This is a genomic window from Nostoc sp. C117 (assembly GCF_043099735.1).
GTDB lineage: Bacteria > Cyanobacteriota > Cyanobacteriia > Cyanobacteriales > Nostocaceae > Nostoc.
Map to the genome: position 1 here is coordinate 880597 of NZ_CP170991.1, position 22235 is coordinate 902831.

Sequence of the window (22235 nt, forward strand, 5' to 3'; positions counted from 1 at the left end):
GATGCAGGATTTTTTATATACAATCCCACATCCAAATTTTTAAATCTCAAATTCCTTGAAAAAAGTTTTCTAAATCAGCAAAAAATTTATTTTTTTTCTTTTTCTTACACTAGGTGACTGGTTTAACTCGTGATGAAACCTAAAATTGATTAAAAAAGAGTTATCAGTGAACATTTTTTCGTTTTCAAGTTTTAATTTCCTGCTAAACCAGAGTCCTATACTTAAGAATTTCCCAATAAAACGCGATATGAACTTAATATTCTGACCTTTCTCCTAAAAACAGAGAAACTTTGAATTTTCGCCCTTCTCTAACTAGGGAAGGGCGTTAGGTTTAAGTTGATTGTAATTACTACCATCTAGTTCTTTCGTCTGGACAAGGAGTGCTGGCTGCTTTAGGACTACGATTATTTGCTGGTAGATGCTTAACAAAAGTGCATTGCCATAAAGAAAGATAATTTATTTTTTGGAGTTCCCTTAAGAACAGGTGGAAAATTTCACTTGAGGTCTAAATTCTTAGTTTCTATCTAGTAAGTAGGTGAGTTGGGTTAAATATAAAACTGCTTTAGTTTGTGATGAAGCTTTAGCGCAACACTACATTTCAGGTTTGGGGTGTGTTACAGTTTCCATAACACACCCCAAACCTAAATCCCTACTTTACTATCTACCTCAAAACTGAAAACTGAATTTAATAAAGGCGACTTAGGGTGTACTCAGCTATATTAATCAATGCCTGCTGGGATTCTGAGGGTGGGAGAACTGCTAGATGCTCAATTGCCAATTTAGTATGATGAGCAGCTAACTCTCTGGCTTGCTGTATACCTTGACTATCTTGAATCAGTGCTAATGCTTGCTCTAAATCCCCTTCTTGAGCAAATTCTCTTTCAATCAGCACTTCCAAGTATGGTTTTTCCCCTAAAGCAAATAAAAACGGTGCAGTCAGATTACCACTTTTGAGATCTGACCCCACTGGTTTACCCAAAGTATCTGTTGTACTCGTGAAATCTAGAATGTCATCGACAATTTGAAATGCTATACCAAGATGACGACCGTAGTTATACATATGCTCAACAGTTTCTCTGGAGACTTCGCTCAGTAACCCAGCTGCTTTAGAACTGTTGGCGATTAACGAAGCTGTTTTGTAATAACTTTTCTGGAGGTAAGCTTCAATAGAGATCGTAGCATCAAAACGATTCAATCCCTGCTGGATCTCTCCAGTTGCTAGATCCATAATGACTTCTGAGAGAAGTTTCACCACCTCCAAATTGTCCAAGTTTGCTAAATACCAGGAAGATTGGGCAAAGAGAAAATCTCCTGCTAATATGGCAATGCGGTTACTGTTAAAGAAACTATGAACAGTGGGAACGCCTCGCCGCACGTCTGATTCATCTACCACATCATCGTGTACCAAGCTTGCTGTATGAATCATTTCGGTAATCTCAGCTAAGCGGCGGTGACGGGGGGTAATCTCTTGCTCTAACATTGTTGCCCGCGAGATTAGCAGGACAATTGCTGGCCTGATACGCTTTCCCCCAGCTCCGAATAAATATTCGGCTGCTGCAAACAAAATGGGGTGGCGATTTCCAACTAGCTGTTTGAGGTTATCTGCTAGTTGTCGCAGGTCTGCTTCCACAGGGGTAAACAGGGAGGTGGCTGGGGTCATGGATGGGCGGACTCTGACTTAGGTTACGAAAGTTTACATATCCTACACTCATTTTAAGATAACCCTGTGCCAGCGCAAAGTTTTCATTAAGGTAATCCCATGCTTCCGAATTTATTCGGGAATAGTACCAACAACGCTGTTTTTGTCAATAAGTAATTATGCTTAAAATAGATGTTATTTCTGAGAATTATGGGAACGATCGCTCAAAATCGTGTTACTGAGAGCTGCTAACATGTCCATTCTAGACAAATAGCAATCAAATAACTGCTGCAATATTTTCAGAGTATCTACTTCCAAATATTTGTACGTTTTCCGTTACAAAAAAACTACAGGATTATTTAAGCAATATTACTTATTGACAAAAAAATAATATATGCTTTGAGGATTAAGCATATCAGACTAAATTACTTTAACCTTGAAGTACAACTATTCAAAAAATTTGAAATTTAGCAGGTGAGTAGGCTTCAAATTTAGGGTCGTTGTGTTACGCTAAAATATAGGAATTTTAAATTTTTCAGATACTCACACGCCAAAAGTAGGTCATCTAGTAGTTGATTTTACCCAAAGCAATTTGTGTGTATAAAATAACTAGTTGTCAGTTAAATTAGGGGAATAATTCCTTTGATTTTTCAGACGATATGCAAAACTCCTATTTTGGAGCTATGCAATATCCCTATAGGAAGCCCTTTGGGTGACGCTCCTTCTCTGCGAGACGCTACGCGTAGCTTGTTTCCCATTAGGGATACGTCGCTAACGGTAGGCTAACGCCAAGTCGGTCATAAAAACTTTTATGATCGTGTAGGCTCAACTCTACACGTCTTCAGCGCACGTTGAGCGCAAGGGTTACTCCTTTCACAGTTATGTGAGTAAAAATAACGCAGATCAAGTAGACCGCTGAGAATTGCAGTTTCAGATTGTCTTTTGGCAATCTTACTGCTGTGGGATGTATGGTCTGCAAAAAATCGCATCAGACAATAAATTATTCGTCCATAGAGAATTATATCTCTATAGGTAGATTTACTATAGGAAACTACAGCCATCAAGAATGTAATTGCTTGGCTGAGGTTCTACTAATTTCATGGAATTTTCTATTCGTTTTCAAAGGTGCTGGTAGAACAATGATTTACGGAAGTATGCCTATGATGATTTTTATTTTAGCGTCTGGATATTTATTCACTGTCTACCTGTTATTAGCACTGGCAAAGCGGACAGGTACAAAGACTATTCCTACAAGTTCTTCTTCATCTGTTAAAGAAAAACATCAGCCGGAGATATCAGTAAGGACAAAGGTGACTGAAGCGGTTAATAGTCAATAGACATTGGGTATTGAGCAAAAGAGTGCTGTTAGCGATAGCGGGGCGTTTAGCCCGTGCTGTACATGGATAGCGGGGCGTTTAGCCCGTGCTGAGTTAAAAGTGAGAAGTTTTGTTTATCTCCTTGTCCCCTTGTCCTCTTGTCTGCCTCATGTGCCTCATCTTACCTTGCCCCTCCGCTCCTTATCCCCTTATTTCTCTCTTCAATGGGGTTGCGAAATAGCGATATCAGTGAAGTAAACCTGTTCAACCAAGGGAGTATAGCCTAGCCATTGGACTCCTGACTGGGAAAACTGTTGTGGGCAACCACTGACTGCGAAATGAGTTGGGAGTGGAAGGTGAGTATTTCTTAACCCTAGTAAGTCTAGCTCTTGGGCGCAAGCTGCTACAACATGAACAGCTGGGTCTATCATCTGGACTTGAGAGGGTAGAAGCGATCGCAATACTGGTGTGAGGTGGGGATAATGAGTACAGCCGTGAACTAAGGTGTCAATTTCCTGCTCTATTAAAGGCTCTAGATAGCCTCTTGCTACTTCGGCAGTGTAAGGGTCGTGAATGCGGTTTTGCTCAATTAGTGGGACAAACTCCGGACATCCAACTTGCCAGACTTGAACATTAGGATTAATTTCGAGTATGGCGTGCTTATAAGCATTACTCTTAGCCGTGGCTGGAGTGGCAATTACACCAATCCGCTTTCCTTGCTGTACTGCCGCCTTTGCCCCTGGTAAGATTACTCCTAGTATAGGTATGCTAAATTCTTGACGCACCGTTTCCAATGCTAGTGCAGAACTGGTGTTACAAGCCATAATCACCATTTTTACTTGCTGCTGTTGTAGCCAAGTAAGAATTTCACGCGTAAATTTTAAAATTTCTGTTTGTGAACGAATTCCGTAAGGAAGTCGGGCTGTGTCCCCAAAATAAACAATTGATTCATTGGGGAGTTGCCGATATATTTGTCGCAATACCGTCAGTCCACCCACACCACTATCAAAGATGCCAATTGGGGCACGTTGGGGTTCTCGATCGGAAAACTTGTCAAGATTCCCTTCAAAAATAGAAGATGAATACACAGGCAGATATTAATTTAGGTTTTTGGATTTAAGATACAGAATTTAGCAGATAATCGACAAATTGACCACTAAATTCTGTATGTCAAAGAAGTTTAAATAGTACCTCTTTAACAGTAATTTGTACTATATTACCTCTGGTGTAAGTATTTGAGGATGCCACGAGCGATCGCTTCTGCCATACGATTTTGGTACTCTGACGATCCTAATCTAGGATTGTCTTCCCGACCAGTCATGTAGCCTGTTTCCACCAAAATCGAAGGCATAGAGCTTTTCCTGAGGACATAGAATCTAGCTTTGCGGGTTCCCCGGTCTTTGATAGTACCAATATTCTGGAGAATGGTATTGCGAACTACTTCAGCCAGAGCATAACCGCTGTCGTAATAATATACTTCTAACCCATTCACATCAGGGCGATTATCAACAGAATTAGCGTGAATGCTGACAAACAAAGTCGCATTAACTCGTTGGGCAATGTCTACCCGTCCTTGGAGTTCTACAAAAAAGTCAGCGTCCCGTGTTAGTACTGCTTGTACACCATTTTGCTCTAAAATTGCTGCTACTCTTCTACCAATAGGTAACACTACATCCTTTTCTAACAGTCCGCCCAAACCAGGGGCACCTGAATCTTTACCACCATGGCCGGGGTCAAGAACTACTAATAATTTTCCTCTCGGAACTGGGGGGCGTGTTTGTGGACGAGATATAGGGCGAGGATTATCTGTGGGGTTTGGGAGCTGACCTTCGTTTGATGGTAGGGGAGGTAAAACAATAGGAGGTATTATGCCACCAGAGCGTTGTAATTCTAGGGCTAAAAACTGGTCGCCCACCTGGTTGAGTTCCCCAATTTGCACACCTGCTGCTGGTTGAACCAAAACAGTAACAATGTTACCCGCTTGTGGTTGCAAGCGAACCCGGAGGATAGGGCTATTAGGATTAAAAGTAGGGCCTGTAACTCTCGGAGCTAATTGAGCATTATTAATGGTAATGCGGAATAGACCAGAGGTTCTATCCCAGCCTCCTGTAGCAGATAAGCTTTGGTCGGCTCTAATTATGAGTTGTGTGCCATTACCAGCTAGTTCCACAGACTGAATAGTTGCAGGTGAACTGTTGGCAGATGGTATGGGACGATTATTTCCTGGTAACTGAGCAATACCACGACTGGGCAGAACGATGAAACCACCAATACTGCTAGTGGTTGCTCGCCAGTCAGTACCATTTTTATCCACCTGTAAGGTCATACGAACAACAGACGGATTGTTTTGCAGTTGGGTGAACTGGACGCTGCTAACACCATAGCGATTAACCAACAAATCTCGCTGCTCTAGATTTGGTGATAGAGTTGCGCCTGTAATGTCGATATTAATTGACTCGCGATCGCTGCTACGATTTACTTGAATCTGAGGATTACCGCCAGTGGTGGCGATGAAAAAACCATCGCCTGTAATGCGGAAGTTTTCAATTTGAGTCGCTCTGGCGAGAGGTCTTCCGTTGTTAGGTGGATTACCAGAACCGGTTCTCACGACATTATAAATACTTCTGGGTGAGAACACTGGTGGAGATGTTCTCGGTGAAGTTTCTGTGGCTATTTCTTGCTGTTGAGTATTTCTGGAAGGAAGATTTTCCGCTTCTGGGGTAGGTAATTGCACCGTCCAGCGATCGCCAGTTGTGCTAACAAATTGTACTCCCTTGGGGTCTAAAGTATAACCAGGAGTCAGTTCAACAACTATGCGCGTTGTTTGTTCGTCAAACTGCCCAACTCGGATAGCACGAATCGCACCACCTACTTGCTGATTTAGCTGTGGCCGTCCAAATGTCGTTCCTGGCAAATCAATTACCAACCGAGTCGGGTTAAAAATTAATTGTGCTTGGGGTTGAACATTCCCCAAAGTATTAATTTCTAGCTTGTTTTGATTGATATCAAAACGCCAAGATTCCAGTTTCGCAGCCATTGCTGGCGACGACAGCATGAAGATAGTTCCAATAGTACTGGATAGTAACCAGTGTAATTTCACAGTCCTTTCTCCTGATTCATATTCATGGGAGCCGTCAAGATTTCAACATATTGGCAAATCCTCACACCGTCACCGCGCACACTTGAGTTTTGCGCCGTCATCAAGACACAGCTAATGGCGTAAAATATAGCACGATCGTTTGATTTTGCCATGCCATTAGCCCAGATAAATTAGACTTACAAAGCATCAGATGACAATAACAAAGAAGCTACTCTTGTCCCGCCGCAAGAATACGTAATTTTTTTCACTAAGACTTTGGCAAATGTCATACTTTTGTTTATAGGTTGTCTAAAGGAGGCAGGAGGCAGGGGGCAGGAGGTAAAACATTACTGTACCTGACATTCATACTCTCAAAATCTCCTAATCTATGTGACTACAGCTATAGAAGAAGAAATGACTTATCTTCTCTTTAGATACTGAAGGACACCACGAGCGATCGCTTCTGCCATTTGATTTTGATAAGCTGAGGTTCTGAGCCTAGCCATATCCTCTCGACCAGTCATATAACCTGTTTCCACCAAAATGGAAGGCATAGAACTTTTTCTCAGGACATAAAATCTGGCTCGCCGTACTCCTCTGTCTTTGATAGTACTAATACTTTGGAGAATACTACTGCGGACAACGCGAGCTAAACTCAGACCGTTGTCATAATAATAGACTTCCAACCCATTAACATCGGGACGACTCGCACCTGCTGAATTAGCGTGAATGCTCACAAACACATCAGCATTAGCTCGTTCTGCTAACTGCACCCGTCCTGGAAGGGTAACAAAATAGTCAGAATCCCGCGTCATAATTACTTGTATGCCATTTTGCTGCAAAATCTCAGCAAGTTTCTTACCAATAGGCAAGATAACATCCTTTTCCCGCGCGCCCCCAATACCAAGGGCTCCTGAGTCTTTACCACCGTGTCCTGGGTCAATAATAACTACCACTCGCCCATTAGTCACTCGGCGTTGTGGTTGGGTTAGAGGTTGGGGATTGGGATTGTTTGGGTCTGGGAATGCACTCCGGTTTAGCGGTGGTAGCGGAGGTATGGCATAGGGGGGTCTTCCAGGGAGTGTGACAACTCGACGAGAGCCTTGTATTGGCACAGCTAAAAGCTGGTCACTGACTTGCTTGATTTGCCCAAGTTGCACGCCGCTTGCTGGTTGAACTAATACAACGACTGTGTTGGGTTCTTGCGGTTGCAGCCGTACCCGAAGAATGGGACTATTGGCACCAAAGGTCGGACCTGTGACTCTGGGAGCTAACTTAGCATTAGTAATTGTGACCCGAAACAGACCAGACATTCTGTCCCAGGCTCCCGTAGCCGATACAGTTTGGTTGGCTCTAATTAAGAGTTGTGTACTATTATCAGCCAGTTCTACCGACTGAATTGTGGCTGGCGAGTTGTTAGTAGATGGTCTGCTGGAGAAGGAAACAGCTTCTGACTGGTTGTCAGAATTATTATTTCCAGGTAATGTCACAACCCGACTAGGTAGAACTACCAAACCACCAGAGCTACTATTACTTGCTCGCCAGTCTGGACTATTTTTATCTACCCGCAAAGTCAAACGGACACCGGAGGGTCGAGTTTGTAGCTGGGTAAATTCAACACGGCTAACCCCAAACTTGTTAACAGACTGACTATTATGCTGTATGAGCCGTGGTGATAAAGATGCACCAGAGATATCTATGAAGATGGTAGCGCGATCGCGGCTACGAATTACTTGAATTGGAGGATTCCCGCCACTGGTGCGGACGAAAAACCCATCACCTGTGACTTGTAAGTTCTCAATTTGAGTCCCTGCTTGGGCGGTGGTGAGATTCCTAGAGAGGTCGGTTTTAGGACTAGAGTCTGGGGTTACTACACTGTAAACATTTCTCGGAGGTGATGCTACTTTATCAATTTGTGGTTGAGGTAATTGTACCGTCCAGCGATCGCCAGTTGTACCCACAAATTGTACTCGTTTGGGGTCTAAAGTATAACCAGGAGTGAGTTCGATGACTATGCGCGTTGTTTCTGTGTCAAACTGCCCAACACGGATAGAACGAATACCACCACCCACCTGTTGAGTGACCTGGGGACGCCCAAATGTCGTTCCTGGCAAATCAATTACCAACCGAGTCGGGTTGAAAATTAATTGTGCTTGGGGTTGAACATTCCCCAAAGTATTAATTTCCAACTTATTTTGATTGGCATCAAAGTGCCACGATTCCAGTTTCCCAGCCATTGCTGGCGACGATAGCATGAAGATAGTTCCAAGAGTGCTGGGTAGTAACCAGTGTAATTTCACAGTCATTTCTCCTAATTCACATTCATGGGAGCCGTCAGTAGTGCTAAATAGATAGTCCAGAGTCTAGGAAGTTCAGATTTAAGGAAGGATCAGTTTTTTACTTTTCGCCTTCGTGTAACCCTTGGTTCAAATTGCCACAATAACTATTTTTAAGGTGTTTTTTTGACTTAAATCTTGGTATTCATTGGTCAGCACTGCTGCGGTCAATATCTCAACTTATTGGTAAATCATCACACCGTCACCACCTAAACTTCAGCTTTGATGTCTTTTTATGATTGTTAAGCTGGTATAAAAGCACATTTACATTGATATTAATTATCAGTGAATACTTGCTAAGTTTCATACAGGGATTTAGACCCAATGTAAAATCTTCCACCGATAGCGGTGGGATACTTGGACTCCCAACAAAGCTAGATAAGTGATAACTGATAACTCTTTATAGATAACTGTTTTTTGTTTGTTGCCATTGATGCACTGAGTAAATAATTCCCATTACTGTCAACCAAACTAGTCAGATTTATAGGTCTTATTCCCTAATTACTTGAAAAATCTTCAAATTAAAACTGAGGAGTAGAGGGAAACTGAAAATAATTAACATTCTGAATAGAAATTTAGAAACAAACGACAATTTTATAATCACACGGGACGGAAATTTGGGGGTAGAAGTTTCCGCCTAGGGGCACAGAAGTAGCACTTCGGCTCATTTCGGCTACGCGGAAATCGAGCGACTTGCACTGAGCGGCGTCGAAGTGAGTCGAGATTCAGTGACCGAGGGGCAGAGGGGCAGAGGATGGGAGGGAACAAGGAGATAAACAAAGCTCGTAACTCTTAACTCAGCACGGGCTAAACACCCCGCTACCGCTAACAGCACTCAACACTCAGCACTCCTAACGCCCATACCCACTTGCCCTGAGCGACTCGTGCCGAGCGGAGGCGAGGTAAGTCGTTCGCGTAGCGTCTCGCAGAGAAGGGATGCCCAATGCCCACTTCCCCTGAGCATTCCATCTCCAAGAATTGCCGTTCGCGTAGCGTCCCACAGGGAAGGGATACTCAACTGATTAACTTTCCCCAGATTTTGGGTTTACTTCCAAATTGCTACTATCATTTGACACTGACACCTTCGACTGGGGTGGTTCAATTACCAAGGATGTTGCTGAACCGTCTAAAATCAGTTGCTCTGAACCTGCATCCACTGCTTTTGGTTCTGGAAATACAAATCGTAACAAGGGAGGAGCTAAAAAGGTGGTCAAGATAACCATCATGATGATTGCTGCTCCTAGTGGTTTTGAGAGAGCGCCGCTAGCAGCGCCGACACCAGCAAATACTAACCCGACTTCCCCTCTGGGAATCATCCCCACACCGATCGCTAAACGGTTGATTTCCGGTTGACCAAACACGCTTAAGCCTGTGATTACTTTACCGAGAATAGCTACTGTAATCAGGAAAGTTGCCATAATTAGACCTTCTCGATTGTCGGGAATTGCCGGGTTTAACACTCCCAAATCAGTTTTTGCGCCAACAGCAACAAAGAAAATTGGCACTAACATATCGGCAATGGGACAGACTTGCTTTTGCAATTCTTTGCGCTTATCTGTCTCTTCTAGAACTAAACCTGCTGCAAAGGCTCCCAGAATAGCTTCTAAGTGGATGACGGCGGCCAGATATGCCATAGCAAAAGCGAAGATGAATGCTGGTATTACTAGTCCACCGCGTGTTTTGAGTTGATCGGCGATGGCCACAAAGGATTTATTGAAAACATTGCCAAGTAAGATTGCTCCCAAAATAAAACCAGTGGCACTGATAATCAAATAAATGACTTTGCTGACATCCACCACGCCATCTTTAGCTAAACTCGCAACTACCGCTAAAACGATGATTCCTAGAACATCGTCAATGACAGCAGCACCCAAAATAATCTGCCCTTCTTTGGAATTGAGTCGCCCCAGTTCTGACAAGACTTTGGAAGTAATCCCAATACTGGTAGCAGTCAAAGCCGCCCCCGCAAAAATTGCCGGGACAGGGCTAATACCAAACAAAGTCATCAATCCCACAGTCCCAGCGGCGAAGGGTACTGCTACCCCTACCACCGCGACAACAACGGCTTGGATACCCACTGCCATTAAGTCTTTTAAATTCGACTCCAAACCGATTTCAAACAGGAGGATGATCACGCCCAATTCTGCCAAAACCGAAATGACCTCAGATTGTGCGGCAAATACGGCTGGAGTGGCTTCAGGAGTTAAGCCAGCAGTCGTTTGCAGGAAGGTCATAATCAAAGAGTTAGAACTGTCTGTGCCACCTTCTGGAAACACCAAAAGATGCAAAACAGAGACACCCACTACCACACCACCTACAAGTTCTCCTAAGACAGGCGGTAAACCTACTTGGTTTGATAACTCGCCACCAACTTTGCTGGCGAGGTAGATTATTACTAAACTCAGTAGCACCGCTGATACTACCATTGAACTGTCTGCGGCTTCTGTTGCGCTAGCCAGCAGAGGAAAAGCAAAGCTGATTGGATCTAACAAATGCATTGGGTTCTGTGAAAATCCTTCTCTTTGATTTTGACGCGTTTCTGAAAAACAGCTATCGATCGATACGATCTTTGCAGCTTTTAGAACTTAATTTGTGCCATTTGTCAACTCAATTAAGCGCTGCCAGAAGACTTGAGCAACTGGGACTACAGACAGTCTGGGAAGTCGCAGCAAGTCAAAATCTGTAAATTTTTCATCTTGCTTGATTTGGGCTAATGTAACCGGTTGCCGTACTTTTTGTACTGCCCGTAAATCCACAACTACCCGTTTGCTGTCATTGAGTGCTGGATCGGGATAAGGTTGACTAATTATTTCTGCTAGACCTGTGACTTGTCGTTCTTTGCCTGTGTGATAAATCAGCGCCAAGTCACCAAGGAGCATAGTTCGTATATGTTTTAGCGCTAAAGCATTATTGACTCCATCCCAAATTGTACTGCCGTCCCGTTCCAAATCGAAGTAAGAATAATTTTCTGGTTCAGTTTTCAGCAGCCAATATGCCATGAGGAAATCTCCAAAAAGATAAGTGTAATTTTTTTAGTTTCCAAAAATGTAACCATTGCAGTTTTTGATTCTGGCAGTGTCAAAGTATAAACATACAAATCGTATCTAGCGATCGCCTTGGAATTATGAAAAACTTGTGATGGCTGTTGAAATTTAACAGCCACCACAGGATTGCTAGATACGCTGAAACATCTGTTGTGAGGAGTGCAAATCTGATGACTAGAGCCGCTTTATCCGGTTCTCAGTTTCCATCTGGAAACTTGTGGAAAATACTGCCTTTAATTTTGCTATTATGTACAACTTTTATACTGCCAGCCTCGGCAGAAGAAAAGGATAAATTGTGGCGAACCCTAACTGTCAGTGGTCGCGGTATGGAAGCAATTCCCACAACCATAGCCCAAGTCAGTTTAGGAGTAGAAATTCAGGGTAAAACTGCTGAAGAAGTTCAGCAAGAAGCCGCCCGTAACTCATCGGCTGTAGTTGCCTTTCTGAAAAATCAAAATGTCGATAAATTACAAACTACTGGGATCAGGCTTAATCCAGTTTATAGCTACAACAATAATGTGCAAAAGATTACAGGCTATAGTGCTACTAACACTGTGAGTTTTCGCATTCCTGTTGAGCAAGCTGGTACATTATTAGATGGTGCAGTGAAAGCGGGCGCAACACAAATTAATGGTATTAGTTTTGTTGCGAATGATGAAGCGATCGCTAAAGCACAAAAACAAGCATTAGCAGAAGCTACCCAAGATGCACGACAGCAAGCTGATGCTGTTTTCGGTGCCTTGGGTTTTAAACCCAAAGAAGTGGTAAGCATTCAAGTTAATAATGCGAGTGCGCCTCCACCACCTATGTTTTTACGCGCTGAAGCTGCCAAGTCATCTGATAGTTCTACACCTGTAATTGGTGGTGAACAGCAAGTAGAAGCATCGGTGACGTTGCAAATTAGTTATTAGTTATTTGTCATTAGTCCTTTGTAAGTACAAAGGACTAATTCTCAATCCCCAATTAAAAATGTTCTGAAGACATATCTGCTGCCCCACCCTCTCCATCGCGCTTAGAGCCTAATAACTCTAGTTGGTCTACTCTAATAATAGGTGTAGAACGGTTTGCTCCTGTTTGGCGATCGCTCCATGTGTCAAACTTTAAGGAACCTTTGATGCCAATTAGGCTTCCCTTACGCACATAATTACCTGCTACCTCAGCTGTTTTATCCCATAATTCCAATGTGAACCAATCAGGTTCATCACTATTACGCGATCGCCTTTTTACTGCTAGTGTCAATCTACACTTAACACTACCAGACTCGAAATATTTTATATCTGGGTCGCCGCCTACACGACCGACGAGGGTGACAACATTGATACTCATCTGCGTTACCTTTTAGTACAAGAGTACTTATTAATCTAGACTCTCATCATAGCGAATTGTCAAACTATTGAAAATAATGTGTTAAACAGTTAACAATATAGTTGAATTGAAAAATTATACATACTATTTGGAGAAACACATAAAAATATACGGATATACTAATTTAACCAGAGAATATCAAAAAATACAGGACTGAGACATGTAAATATTGCTAGGAATTATATAAAAATATAGTCTAGTTTACTGAACTCAGGATACAAACGAATAGCATATAACACGATTAACTCTTACCGTTGTAGTCAAAAAGTAGCGTATAGGGGGCTTACAGACGCGTGGGTCTTTTTAGGAACTTTCGCACATCATGGGATATGGGTATCGACCTCGGTACCGCTAATACCCTAGTTTATGTATCTGGTAAAGGTATAGTACTCCAAGAACCTTCAGTGGTTGCCATCGATCAAAATGAAAAGGTAGCCTTGGCAGTAGGAGAAGAAGCCAAAAAAATGCTCGGTCGGACACCGGGAAATGTGATTGCCCTACGCCCCTTGCGTGATGGTGTAATCGCTGACTTTGAAATCGCCGAGTTAATGTTGAAAAGCTTTATTCAACGTGTAAATGAAGGTAGATCCCTCATTTTACCTCGGATTGTTATTGGGATTCCCAGTGGGGTCACAGGAGTAGAAAGGCGAGCTGTGATGGATGCAGCTCAACAAGCTGGAGCAAGAGAAGTTTACTTAATTGATGAGCCTGTAGCAGCTGCAATTGGCGCAGGACTACCTGTTACTGAACCGACTGGTAACATGATTATTGATATTGGCGGCGGCACAACAGAAGTTGCAGTGCTGAGTCTTCAAGGTACAGTAATCAGTGAATCAGTACGCATTGCCGGGGATGAACTAACTGAAGCGATCGTTCAGTATTTAAAGAAAGTTCATAACTTAGTGATTGGTGAACGTACTGCCGAAGAAATCAAGATTCGCCTTGGCTCTGCCTATCCCACTCATGATAATGATGAACTCATGATGGAAGTCCGAGGCTTACACCTACTTTCTGGCTTACCACGAACTGTAACCATCAAAGGGCCAGAAATCCGTGAAAGTATGTTGGAACCCTTATCGGTAATTATAGAAGCTGTGAAGCGGACACTGGAACGCACGCCTCCAGAACTAGCAGCAGATATTATTGACAGAGGTATTATGTTGGCTGGTGGTGGTGCTTTGCTTAAAGGTATAGATACCCTGATTAGCCATGAAACCGGAATTGTGACTCACATTGCCGCCGATCCATTATGCTGTGTTGTGCTGGGGACAGGTCGTGTGTTAGAAAACTTTAAGCAGATGGAACGAGTTTTCAGCGGTCGCTCTCGCAATATGTAGCGAAAAAAATAGCAAAATTGAGTTCTATTTGAGTTCTATTTGGGTTCTATATAAATAGCATCCAGGTAGAACTTCATTTATGTGAGTATATAAAGGTATATATGGTTACAACACGTCGTTGGTGGGATCGTAAAGCGTTACAAATTGGACTGTTAGCTCTAGCAGTTGGTAGTGCTTGCATACTTCGACAGACTCAAGGTGAGCTTGTGCTTGAGACATACAATGCAATTACTCGTCCGTTGCAAATGTTGCAACCGGGACCAACTCCAGAAGAACGGCTCCGAGATGCCCGGACATTGGAGTTACAAACTCGTATAGTAGATTTGGAAAGTCAAAACAAAAAGCTACAAGATTTATTGGGCTATGTGGAAAAAGAACCGCTAGCATCAAGGCCAATTCCAGCAAGGGTAGTAGGACGTAGTGCTGACCAGTGGTGGCAACAAGTTACTTTGAATCGTGGTGCCAATTCTGGGATTCAAGAAGGCTATATAGTCAAGGCCGATGGTGGATTGGTGGGTCTGGTGCAAAGCGTAACTCCTAATACTAGCCGTGTGTTATTAATCAGTGATCTCAAAAGTCAAGTAGGTGTAACAATTAGCCGCACCGCTGCTAAAGGTGTTTTGCGAGGAGATTCTTCTGCAGAAGCTGTATTGGAATTTTATGAAAAAGTTCCAAATGTCAAGGTAGGAGATTTAGTTTCCACGTCTACTTATAGTCAGAAATTTCCATCCGGCTTGGCAGTAGGACGAATCAAGTCGCTGGATTTAAAGAAACTCCCAGCCTCAGTAGCGAAAATTGAGCTTTTTCCGCCAATTCGCTTTCTAGATTGGGTAGCTGTTTATCCAAAGTTAGAAAACCAAGATTTAGAAACCCAAAAGTCGGCAGATCAAGTGCCACAAAAATCTAAGTAAATTCTTCCTTGAAAATCCACAGAAAAATGAAGATTCCTGCATTTGTTGGCAGCAGACAGAAAAAGCCAAAATCAGCAAAGCGAAAATTGAAAATTCAAATTCCGCCGCTTTCGCGTTGGCATCCTGCTGTACGTCAGTTGTTCAGTTGGATAGTGACAGTTGGATCTGTGCTGTTATGTTTACTGTTGTTGCCAACCCGCCTACCAGGTATGGAATTATTGGGAATTGGACCAAACTGGTTGTTAATTTGGGTGGTGGCTTGGAGTGTAAAGCGCACAGTATTTGCTGGAGCAGTGGCAGGTATAGTTTTGGGACTACTTCAAGATGGTATGACATCACCTAATCCTACTCATGCCCTCAGTTTAGGTATAGTGGGACTTCTGACTGGCCTACTTCAGAAACAGCGCTTCATAGAAGAGGATTTTATTTCTATTGCTGTAATTGTCTTTGTTATGGCAGTTTTGGGAGAAACTATTTTTGGGTTGCAATTAAGTTTCATGAGCGATGGCTACGGCGGACAGAACCCACGCCAATTCACAGATATCTGGACATATTACCAACGTGTCGCGCTTGCCTCGGCTATTCTTAGTAGCCTCTGGGCACCTGTGGTTTATTATCCTCTAAATCTTTGGTGGCAGCGGATAAAACTATTGGAGCAATAGTTTGGCCATTAACTGTTGACTGTTAACCGTTAACAGTCAACGTGAAATCCCATCCCTTTTTAAAGATGGAATGAGCTTATCTTTTTCCTTGAGAAAAGCATCAAATGTTAACCTATTTGGTAGCGAAGTTTGTGCGCCTGGTTTTGTGGCGGCTAAAGCACCTGCTGCTGCACCCCAAATCACTGCCTGATGTAAAGATTTTCCTTCAAAAAGTGCTGCTGCTAAAGCGCCATTAAAAGCGTCGCCAGCGGCTACTGTGTCAACTACATGAACTGGAAATGCAGGTAGAAAAAACTTTTCTTGGGCAGTTGCACAAAAAACACCTTTAGCACCCAGTTTAACGATCGCACATTTCACACCCCGTTCTAATAAAATCTCGGCTGCCTTAGCTGCTGTTTCCTCTCCATCCACAGCAAAACCCACCAATTGCCCAGCCTCAACTTCATTCGGTGTAATAATGTCTACCAATTCATAAAGTTCTACGGCTAAATTAGATTGTGCAGGTGCGGGGTCAAGAATTACTTTGATATTTGCATTTCTTGCGGCTTTCGCTGCTGCAACCACAGCATGAGTCGGAATTTCTAATTGTAAAAGCAGTGCTGTCGCTTCTGGTAATAAGTTGGACAATCGTTGGACATCTTCCTGATTGACGCGTCCATTTGCACCAGGAATCACAATAATTTGATTTTCTCCAGCCTGACTAACGGTGATGATGGCAACTCCAGAACTAACAGTTTCATCAACGAAGATATTATTTGTCTGTACACCAGAAGCTTGTAAATTATTGACAAGTTCCACGCCAAAATTGTCTGCGCCCACACGCCCCACCATTTGCGTAAGAATTCCCAATCTGGCTAATGCTACTGCTTGATTGGCTCCTTTACCTCCCGAAACTTGAAAAAAATCTTCTCCGAGTAACGTTTCTCCACCGACTGGTAACCGGGGTGCTGTGGCTACCAAGTCTATATTGATACTGCCAAAAACGATAATACCCATGCTGATTTTTGTTTAGCTTGAAGTTCTCAGCCTTATACTACAAAATGCGATCGCACTGGTTTTAAACTCAATTAATACGTTATTTGGGTATACGGCAACAATATGTAGAGACATTGAGCATAACCAAAAAAAATATACTTAGTTATACTTTAAGTAAATATTATACCCCTTTGACAATATCGAACCAAGAGGAGGCTAAAAAGTGGTGAAACTTCAATTAACACACATTAAAAATAAATTAAACGAAACACTGACAGGGTTAATTGACATATCAGATTATCAGAACAAGCCTGAGTTAGAAAGACAGAAAGCTTTCTTCTCAAGAAGTTACGCTGCCTATAGCTTAATGAGCCTTACATCAGCAGAACCTGAAATTGCTGCTCAAGCAATTGTTGATGGATATAAAGATAACGGTATTGATGCTATTTACTATGATGAAGGTGAAAAAACATTTTGGATAGTTCAATCAAAATGGATTGAATCAGGCAATGGAGAACCTGATACAGGTGACATACATAAATTTATACAAGGCATAAAAGATATAATTGATTTTCAGTTTGAAAAATTTAATCAAAAGGTGAAAAATAAACAAAGTTTAATCGAAAAATCCTTGGCTGACTATAGCGTAAAAGTAAAGATTATTCTTGCCTATTCAGGTACAAAATTAGGTGATAATAATCGCCATATAATATCAAAATTTCTAGAAGAGAATAATGAAGCTAGTGAGTTATTTTTTTGGGAACAATTTTCTCTATACGAAGCTCACAAAGCATTATCAGCAAGCTTGGAAGGTAAACCTGTTAATGCAGATTTAAATTTAACAAGCTGGGGTCAAATAGAGGAACCTTACCAAGCAATATATGGACAAATTGATGCTCAAACTTTAGCTGAAATCTGGTTAGCAAACGGAGAGAGCTTATTTTCAAAAAATATCCGAAGCTTTGTTGGTTTAAGTGATGTAAATGACGGGATACAAGATACTTTATTAAGCGCTCCACATAACTTTTTATATTTAAATAATGGAGTTACAGTATTATGTCATAAAATACATAAAAAACCTATGGGTGGGGCTGATAAGTCCATTGGTTACTTTCACTGCGAAGGAATATCAATTGTAAATGGGGCACAGACAGTGGGAACTATAGGTCATACTTATAAAAAAGATGCCGAAAAAGTTAACCATGCTAAAGTTTTTATAAAATTAATATCTTTAGAGAATTGCCCTCCAGATTTCTCTCTTAGAGTCACTAAGGCTACTAATACTCAAAATAAAGTCGAAAATCGTGATTTTATTTCACTAGATTCTCTTCAAGAAAAATTAAGGATAGAATTTGCATTAGCTGGGATTAATTACTCTTACAAAAGAAATGATAAAAAATCACCATTAGATAATAAAAACTGTAGCTTTGAAGAAGCAATTGTAGCAATAGCTTGTAGTTTAGATGAAATACGTTATACACTTATGGCGAAAGATAAAATAGGCAAACTTTGGGAAGATGTTAACAAGCCTCCTTATACAGAGCTTTTTAACGAAAAAATTGCAGCAATTACAATTTGGCGCAAGATCCAAATAATGCGTGCTTTAGATAATAAACTAATACGAAAACAAAGCAGTAATGTTGACCGAGAGAAAGGAACTTGTATATATGGTAATAGATTTATTCTTCATATGATATTTACTTATGTAGGAAGAAGCAATTTATTTATTGGTGAGCAAGATTTTGAAAAATATATTGAAAATGAGCTTCCCCAACTAATAGATAATATAATTACCAAAACCTTGGAGCAATTAAATAGTAACTATTCTCAAAAATCAGTATATCAATTTTTTAGAAATTTAGAAAATTATAAATCTCTAAAAAACTTAGTATTAGAAAATTTTTCTCTTCAGTAAATACGACAATTTTATGACTATAATCGCTCCCTCAAATTCCTACAATAACTAAAACCCACTTCCAACAAGCTATACTGCGAAATATCGCTTAACAAATCTTAAAAAACATCCTTGCAAACATCGGGAATATGCAAAACACAGATGTAGTCGTCATCGGTAGCGGTATTGGTGGTTTAAGTTGTGCTGCTCTTTTGGCACGGTATGGCTTTAATGTCATCGTCTGCGAAAGTCATTCTATACCGGGTGGTGCCGCCCACGCTTTTGAACGCAATGGTTTCAAATTTGACTCAGGCCCGTCTCTCTACTCTGGACTGTCTTATAGCCCCTCGGCAAACCCCCTGCGGCAAGTTCTAGACGCCATTGGCTCTGAACTACCATGTGTAACCTACGATACTTGGGGCTGTTATCTGCCAGAAGGTTATTTTGACACGTCGGTTGGGGCTGAGCAATTTTGTGAAGTGTTGATGAAGTTGCGTGGTAGTGAGGCTGTAAAGGAATGGCAGCAACTCCAGCGCCTTATGGAACCACTGGCGAGTGCAGCAACTGCGATGTCACCGGCAGCATTACGCTTTGATTTGGGTGCAGTTCAAACTGTGGGACGATTTGCGCCTTCTCTGGCAAAACATCTTCTAAATACGATCAAGCTGACGCGTCCATTTAGCCGGATTATGGATGGCGTTATTAAAGACGAATTTACCCAAAATTGGCTGAATTTGCTGTGTTTTCTGCTTTCGGGACTGCCAGCAGATGGCACTATTGCCGCAGAGGTGGCATTTATGTTTGCTGACTGGTATAAGCCAGGAGCGGTGCTTGATTATCCCATTGGTGGTAGTGGTGCTTTGGTTGACGCTCTGGTACAAGGATTGGAGCGTCACGGTGGTAAGTTAATGTTAGGCGCTCATGTGGAGCAAGTGATCGTAGAGGGCGATCGCGCCGTGGGTGTGCGTCTGCGCGATCGCCAAGAAATCCGCGCCAGTCGGGCAGTAATTTCTAATGCATCGGTTTGGGATACATTGAAGCTGTTACCAGAAAAGGCAGTTCCAAAACAGTTTCGCGCCAAAAGACAGGCGACACCTGAGTGTGATAGTTTTATGCATCTACATCTAGGTATTGATGCCCAAGGATTACAGAAAAATCTGGCGTGTCATTACGTCGTGGTTAATAACTGGGAACTGGGGGTAATGGCACCTCAAAATGTTGTGGTGATATCAATTCCTTCAACTCTCGATTCATCTCTAGCACCACCAGGTAAGCATGTGATTCACGTTTATACTCCTGGAAATGAGCCGTATGCTATTTGGCAGGGAATGGATAGAAGAAGCGAAGAATATGCCGAACAAAAGCGATCGCGTGCAGAGGTAATGTGGCAAGCACTAGAGCGGATCATTCCAGATATTCGCTCTCGTTGCGAAGTTACTCTTGTTGGTACACCTCTCACCCACGAGCGTTTTCTGCGTCGTCACCAAGGTTCCTACGGTCCAGCAATTGCGGCTGGTGTGGGGATGTTTCCTGGCGCCAGCACCCCACTAGCAGGGCTGTTGTGCTGTGGAGACTCAACATTTCCTGGTATTGGTTTACCAGCAGTTGCTGCTAGTGGGATGATTGCTGCAAATACCCTTGCACCTGTTAACAAGCATTTAGAAATGCTTCAGGATATCAAATGCATTTAATTTTTCGAGTATAAAATCTAGCTGCCAACAGAGCCGCACCCGCAGCCAAAGTTGCTAATGCACTTCCCGGTTCGGGTACAGCAGCAACTTTGGCGTCAATTCGTGCAGTTCCAGCAAATAAACCTGCCAAATTAGAGTCGCCAAGTCCCTGAGCAAATTCTGGAGAAATAAACAATTGAACATCAGCAAGGCTGAGAGTTAAATTTTGTTCATCAAATGTCACAGATTTCGGAGCGCCTAAATCAAACAAAATTGGATTTAGAGAAGAAACTGTGTCTCTTAAAACAAGTCCACTGGCATTATTGACAGTACGTCCCGGAGCAAAACCAATTGAAAAGTTACCAACAGTAATTGCATTGTTGAAGGTAACAGTACCAGTATGCTCAATTGTACCGAAGAGTGGAGTAAAACCGTTTTCGTCGCTGAAGGTGAAGTTGGTGGCTGAATTTATATTAAAGCCAACTAAATAATCGCTAGGAATTGGTGGGACTGTATCCTGAGTGTTTGTGATGATTAGCCCAATATTTCTGAGAATATCCTCGTGATCGCGATCGATACTTGTGACTCCAGACTCGATTTTAAAAGTTGCAGCTTCTACTTGTATAGGTGCAATTGATATAAAAGCCGCTGTCGTACAACCAATAATTCCTGCAATGTGAGAAAAACGCATAGATGCTCCTTTTTGTAAGAAAATTTGGTGAGAATTCAGCACCCAACAGGTAAGCTATAAACACTTCACCTGCCGTAATCAGTCAGAATTTAGAATGATTTCTATATTCATTGATCCAATGTTCTCCTGATTATTGAACTATTTCAAAATGGAAAAGTGGCATGAATGGGACTTACGCAACTGCCAGATTATTTTTAGTTTCTAGGGAGAAATTTAGTCATCAAAATCAGGGCTTCAGCCCTTACTACAAACTAAAATTTTAATTTTTTGTAACATTTGTGTAAGTCCTAATCAATTTAGAGTGACTTAAATCTTTTGCTGCCGATAAGAGGACTTTGAAAATATCCTCTGACAAAAATTGGTTGTTTTGTTTTGTCTATATCTATATTTCTCTAATGCAAACAATTTCTTTTTCAATGAAATTCTATTCTGCTTTTGTAGACTAAAAATTAGTACTAGCTTAATAACAGATTAAAAAAGCTTTTAAATTTGGCGATGTGTGAATAGTAAACAAACTAGGCAAGCTTTAAAGTAGCTACTAAGAAGATGGATAAATGTTATGATGATTATGCATCAGGATTTACAGATACTTTTTTATTCTTTTTATACAGTATCATGTTTTTTTTCATCTTCTATGATGAAATTACGAAGATTAAAAAAAGTTAGCCGTTGCCGCGAATAAATTAGTCTGCAACAATAAAAACAATATTTTTTATTTGAAATGAATTGAAAATCAAGCTAATAGCAGACTTTAAATATAGGAATCTGGTTTGATTGATGAAGATAATTAGGCATTGTAGCATGTGTTATACGGAATGTCGTAACGCATCAAATCGTTATAAATAGAAGGTTACGCTGTCGCCAATATACACTAGTTGTCTTTTAAAAATCAAAGTTAAATAGGTGGGTAAAAATAAACATTACTATTCAGAATTGAGTATAAAGTATCAGGCATAAGATATGAGAAAAATATAGTTACGTTTAATCGTGCCCAATTATTATTACTTAGGTTTCACTTTGATATTATGATATTATTAAAATCAATTTTTTCATTGAATTATTGATAAGTTTCGGTCAGGAAGTGAAGCTATCTTTGAGACAGCTCTTGCCAGTTAACTTTAATTGTGGTTATCTACTCACTACCAGACCCAGTAATCCAACTAGACTACTTAGGGGTTGCTGAAAAAGAAAGAGAAGCTCACAGGATATAGATTATCTGACCAAAGAAGTATATTCAGGTGCAAGACTTGAGGGTAAAATAGCCCAAAATCCTTGCATAACCGCGACCAGCAGTACACAAGTGTGCTGTTTGTAAC

At 41.5% G+C, this 22235-nt stretch carries 17 protein-coding genes; 7 read left to right on the forward strand and 10 right to left on the reverse strand.

Annotated features, from left to right (window positions below; translation table 11 throughout):
- Nucleotides 1-685: 685 nt before the first annotated feature.
- A complete protein-coding gene (sds, locus tag ACFG4S_RS05330; RefSeq protein ID WP_392533806.1) occupies nt 686-1660 on the reverse strand; it encodes a solanesyl diphosphate synthase in 975 nt (324 codons plus the stop codon).
- A 1118-nt stretch (nt 1661-2778) separates the two neighbouring features.
- On the opposite strand from sds, the gene ACFG4S_RS05335 reads away from it, so the two are divergent.
- Entirely contained in the window at nt 2779-2976 is a 198-nt protein-coding gene (locus tag ACFG4S_RS05335) for a hypothetical protein (protein WP_392535912.1), read from the forward strand.
- A gap of 200 nt (nt 2977-3176) precedes the next feature.
- Here ACFG4S_RS05335 and murI read toward each other — a convergent pair whose 3' ends face one another.
- From murI to ACFG4S_RS05365, 6 genes are all read right to left on the reverse strand, one after another.
- Nucleotides 3177-4043, reverse strand: a complete 867-nt coding sequence (gene murI / locus ACFG4S_RS05340) for a glutamate racemase (protein WP_392533807.1) — start codon at nt 4041-4043, stop codon at nt 3177-3179.
- Nucleotides 4044-4171: 128 nt separating this feature from the next.
- The gene (locus ACFG4S_RS05345) at nt 4172-6055 is read right to left on the reverse strand and encodes an N-acetylmuramoyl-L-alanine amidase (RefSeq protein ID WP_392533808.1); all 1884 of its coding nucleotides are present in this window, start codon (nt 6053-6055) and stop codon (nt 4172-4174) included.
- A gap of 398 nt (nt 6056-6453) precedes the next feature.
- Complete coding sequence (locus ACFG4S_RS05350) at nt 6454-8334, reverse strand: N-acetylmuramoyl-L-alanine amidase (RefSeq protein ID WP_392535913.1); 1881 nt, start codon at nt 8332-8334, stop codon at nt 6454-6456.
- A gap of 1058 nt (nt 8335-9392) precedes the next feature.
- Nucleotides 9393-10868, reverse strand: coding sequence for a cation:proton antiporter (locus ACFG4S_RS05355; RefSeq protein WP_392533809.1), 1476 nt, complete (start codon nt 10866-10868; stop codon nt 9393-9395).
- An 87-nt stretch (nt 10869-10955) separates the two neighbouring features.
- A complete protein-coding gene (locus ACFG4S_RS05360) occupies nt 10956-11369 on the reverse strand; it encodes an EVE domain-containing protein (RefSeq protein WP_392533810.1) in 414 nt (137 codons plus the stop codon).
- Nucleotides 11351-11533, reverse strand: a complete 183-nt coding sequence (locus ACFG4S_RS05365) for a hypothetical protein (RefSeq protein WP_392533811.1) — start codon at nt 11531-11533, stop codon at nt 11351-11353. Before ACFG4S_RS05365 ends, ACFG4S_RS05360 begins: the two co-directional genes overlap by 19 nt.
- Before the next feature lie 51 nt (nt 11534-11584).
- On the opposite strand from ACFG4S_RS05365, the gene ACFG4S_RS05370 reads away from it, so the two are divergent.
- Nucleotides 11585-12325, forward strand: coding sequence for an SIMPL domain-containing protein (locus tag ACFG4S_RS05370; protein WP_392533812.1), 741 nt, complete (start codon nt 11585-11587; stop codon nt 12323-12325).
- Nucleotides 12326-12377: 52 nt separating this feature from the next.
- Here the strand turns inward: ACFG4S_RS05370 and ACFG4S_RS05375 are convergent, their stop codons facing one another.
- Nucleotides 12378-12740 carry a single-stranded DNA-binding protein gene (locus tag ACFG4S_RS05375; protein ID WP_392533813.1) on the reverse strand — a complete coding sequence of 121 codons (363 nt, stop codon included), beginning with the start codon at nt 12738-12740 and terminating at the stop codon, nt 12378-12380.
- Between the two features lie 368 nt (nt 12741-13108).
- On the opposite strand from ACFG4S_RS05375, the gene ACFG4S_RS05380 reads away from it, so the two are divergent.
- The 3 genes from ACFG4S_RS05380 (at nt 13109) to mreD (ending at nt 15689) form a co-directional block, all read left to right on the forward strand.
- Entirely contained in the window at nt 13109-14116 is a 1008-nt protein-coding gene (locus ACFG4S_RS05380; protein ID WP_392535914.1) for a rod shape-determining protein, read from the forward strand.
- Between the two features lie 101 nt (nt 14117-14217).
- Entirely contained in the window at nt 14218-15027 is an 810-nt protein-coding gene (mreC, locus tag ACFG4S_RS05385; protein ID WP_392533814.1) for a rod shape-determining protein MreC, read from the forward strand.
- 26 nt (nt 15028-15053) lie between these two features.
- A complete protein-coding gene (gene mreD / locus ACFG4S_RS05390; RefSeq protein WP_392533815.1) occupies nt 15054-15689 on the forward strand; it encodes a rod shape-determining protein MreD in 636 nt (211 codons plus the stop codon).
- Nucleotides 15690-15725: 36 nt separating this feature from the next.
- On the opposite strand, the gene rbsK is transcribed toward mreD, so the two are convergent.
- Entirely contained in the window at nt 15726-16685 is a 960-nt protein-coding gene (gene rbsK / locus ACFG4S_RS05395; protein ID WP_392533816.1) for a ribokinase, read from the reverse strand.
- 202 nt (nt 16686-16887) lie between these two features.
- On the opposite strand from rbsK, the gene ACFG4S_RS05400 reads away from it, so the two are divergent.
- A complete protein-coding gene (locus ACFG4S_RS05400) occupies nt 16888-18579 on the forward strand; it encodes an AIPR family protein (RefSeq protein ID WP_392533817.1) in 1692 nt (563 codons plus the stop codon).
- Between the two features lie 128 nt (nt 18580-18707).
- Entirely contained in the window at nt 18708-20249 is a 1542-nt protein-coding gene (locus ACFG4S_RS05405; RefSeq protein WP_392533818.1) for a phytoene desaturase family protein, read from the forward strand.
- On the opposite strand, the gene ACFG4S_RS05410 is transcribed toward ACFG4S_RS05405, so the two are convergent.
- Nucleotides 20236-20919: a hypothetical protein gene (locus tag ACFG4S_RS05410; protein WP_392533819.1), complete on the reverse strand. Its 684-nt coding sequence runs from the start codon at nt 20917-20919 to the stop codon at nt 20236-20238. The two genes, ACFG4S_RS05405 and ACFG4S_RS05410, sit on opposite strands and share 14 nt — an antisense overlap.
- Nucleotides 20920-22235: the final 1316 nt, after the last annotated feature.

Bases quoted from the DNA above. Each gene is read 5' to 3' on its own strand.
- ACFG4S_RS05360 (WP_392533810.1), bottom strand. From the start codon at position 11,369: ATGGCATATTGGCTGCTGAAAACTGAACCAGAAAATTATTCTTACTTC.
- ACFG4S_RS05370 (WP_392533812.1), top strand. From the start codon at position 11,585: ATGACTAGAGCCGCTTTATCCGGTTCTCAGTTTCCATCTGGAAACTTG.
- mreD (WP_392533815.1), top strand. From the start codon at position 15,054: ATGAAGATTCCTGCATTTGTTGGCAGCAGACAGAAAAAGCCAAAATCA.
- mreC (WP_392533814.1), top strand. From the start codon at position 14,218: ATGGTTACAACACGTCGTTGGTGGGATCGTAAAGCGTTACAAATTGGA.
- ACFG4S_RS05380 (WP_392535914.1), top strand. From the start codon at position 13,109: ATGGGTATCGACCTCGGTACCGCTAATACCCTAGTTTATGTATCTGGT.
- ACFG4S_RS05405 (WP_392533818.1), top strand. From the start codon at position 18,708: ATGCAAAACACAGATGTAGTCGTCATCGGTAGCGGTATTGGTGGTTTA.
- ACFG4S_RS05335 (WP_392535912.1), top strand. From the start codon at position 2,779: ATGATTTACGGAAGTATGCCTATGATGATTTTTATTTTAGCGTCTGGA.
- ACFG4S_RS05410 (WP_392533819.1), bottom strand. From the start codon at position 20,919: ATGCGTTTTTCTCACATTGCAGGAATTATTGGTTGTACGACAGCGGCT.
- ACFG4S_RS05375 (WP_392533813.1), bottom strand. From the start codon at position 12,740: ATGAGTATCAATGTTGTCACCCTCGTCGGTCGTGTAGGCGGCGACCCA.
- ACFG4S_RS05355 (WP_392533809.1), bottom strand. From the start codon at position 10,868: ATGCATTTGTTAGATCCAATCAGCTTTGCTTTTCCTCTGCTGGCTAGC.
- sds (WP_392533806.1), bottom strand. From the start codon at position 1,660: ATGACCCCAGCCACCTCCCTGTTTACCCCTGTGGAAGCAGACCTGCGA.
- rbsK (WP_392533816.1), bottom strand. From the start codon at position 16,685: ATGGGTATTATCGTTTTTGGCAGTATCAATATAGACTTGGTAGCCACA.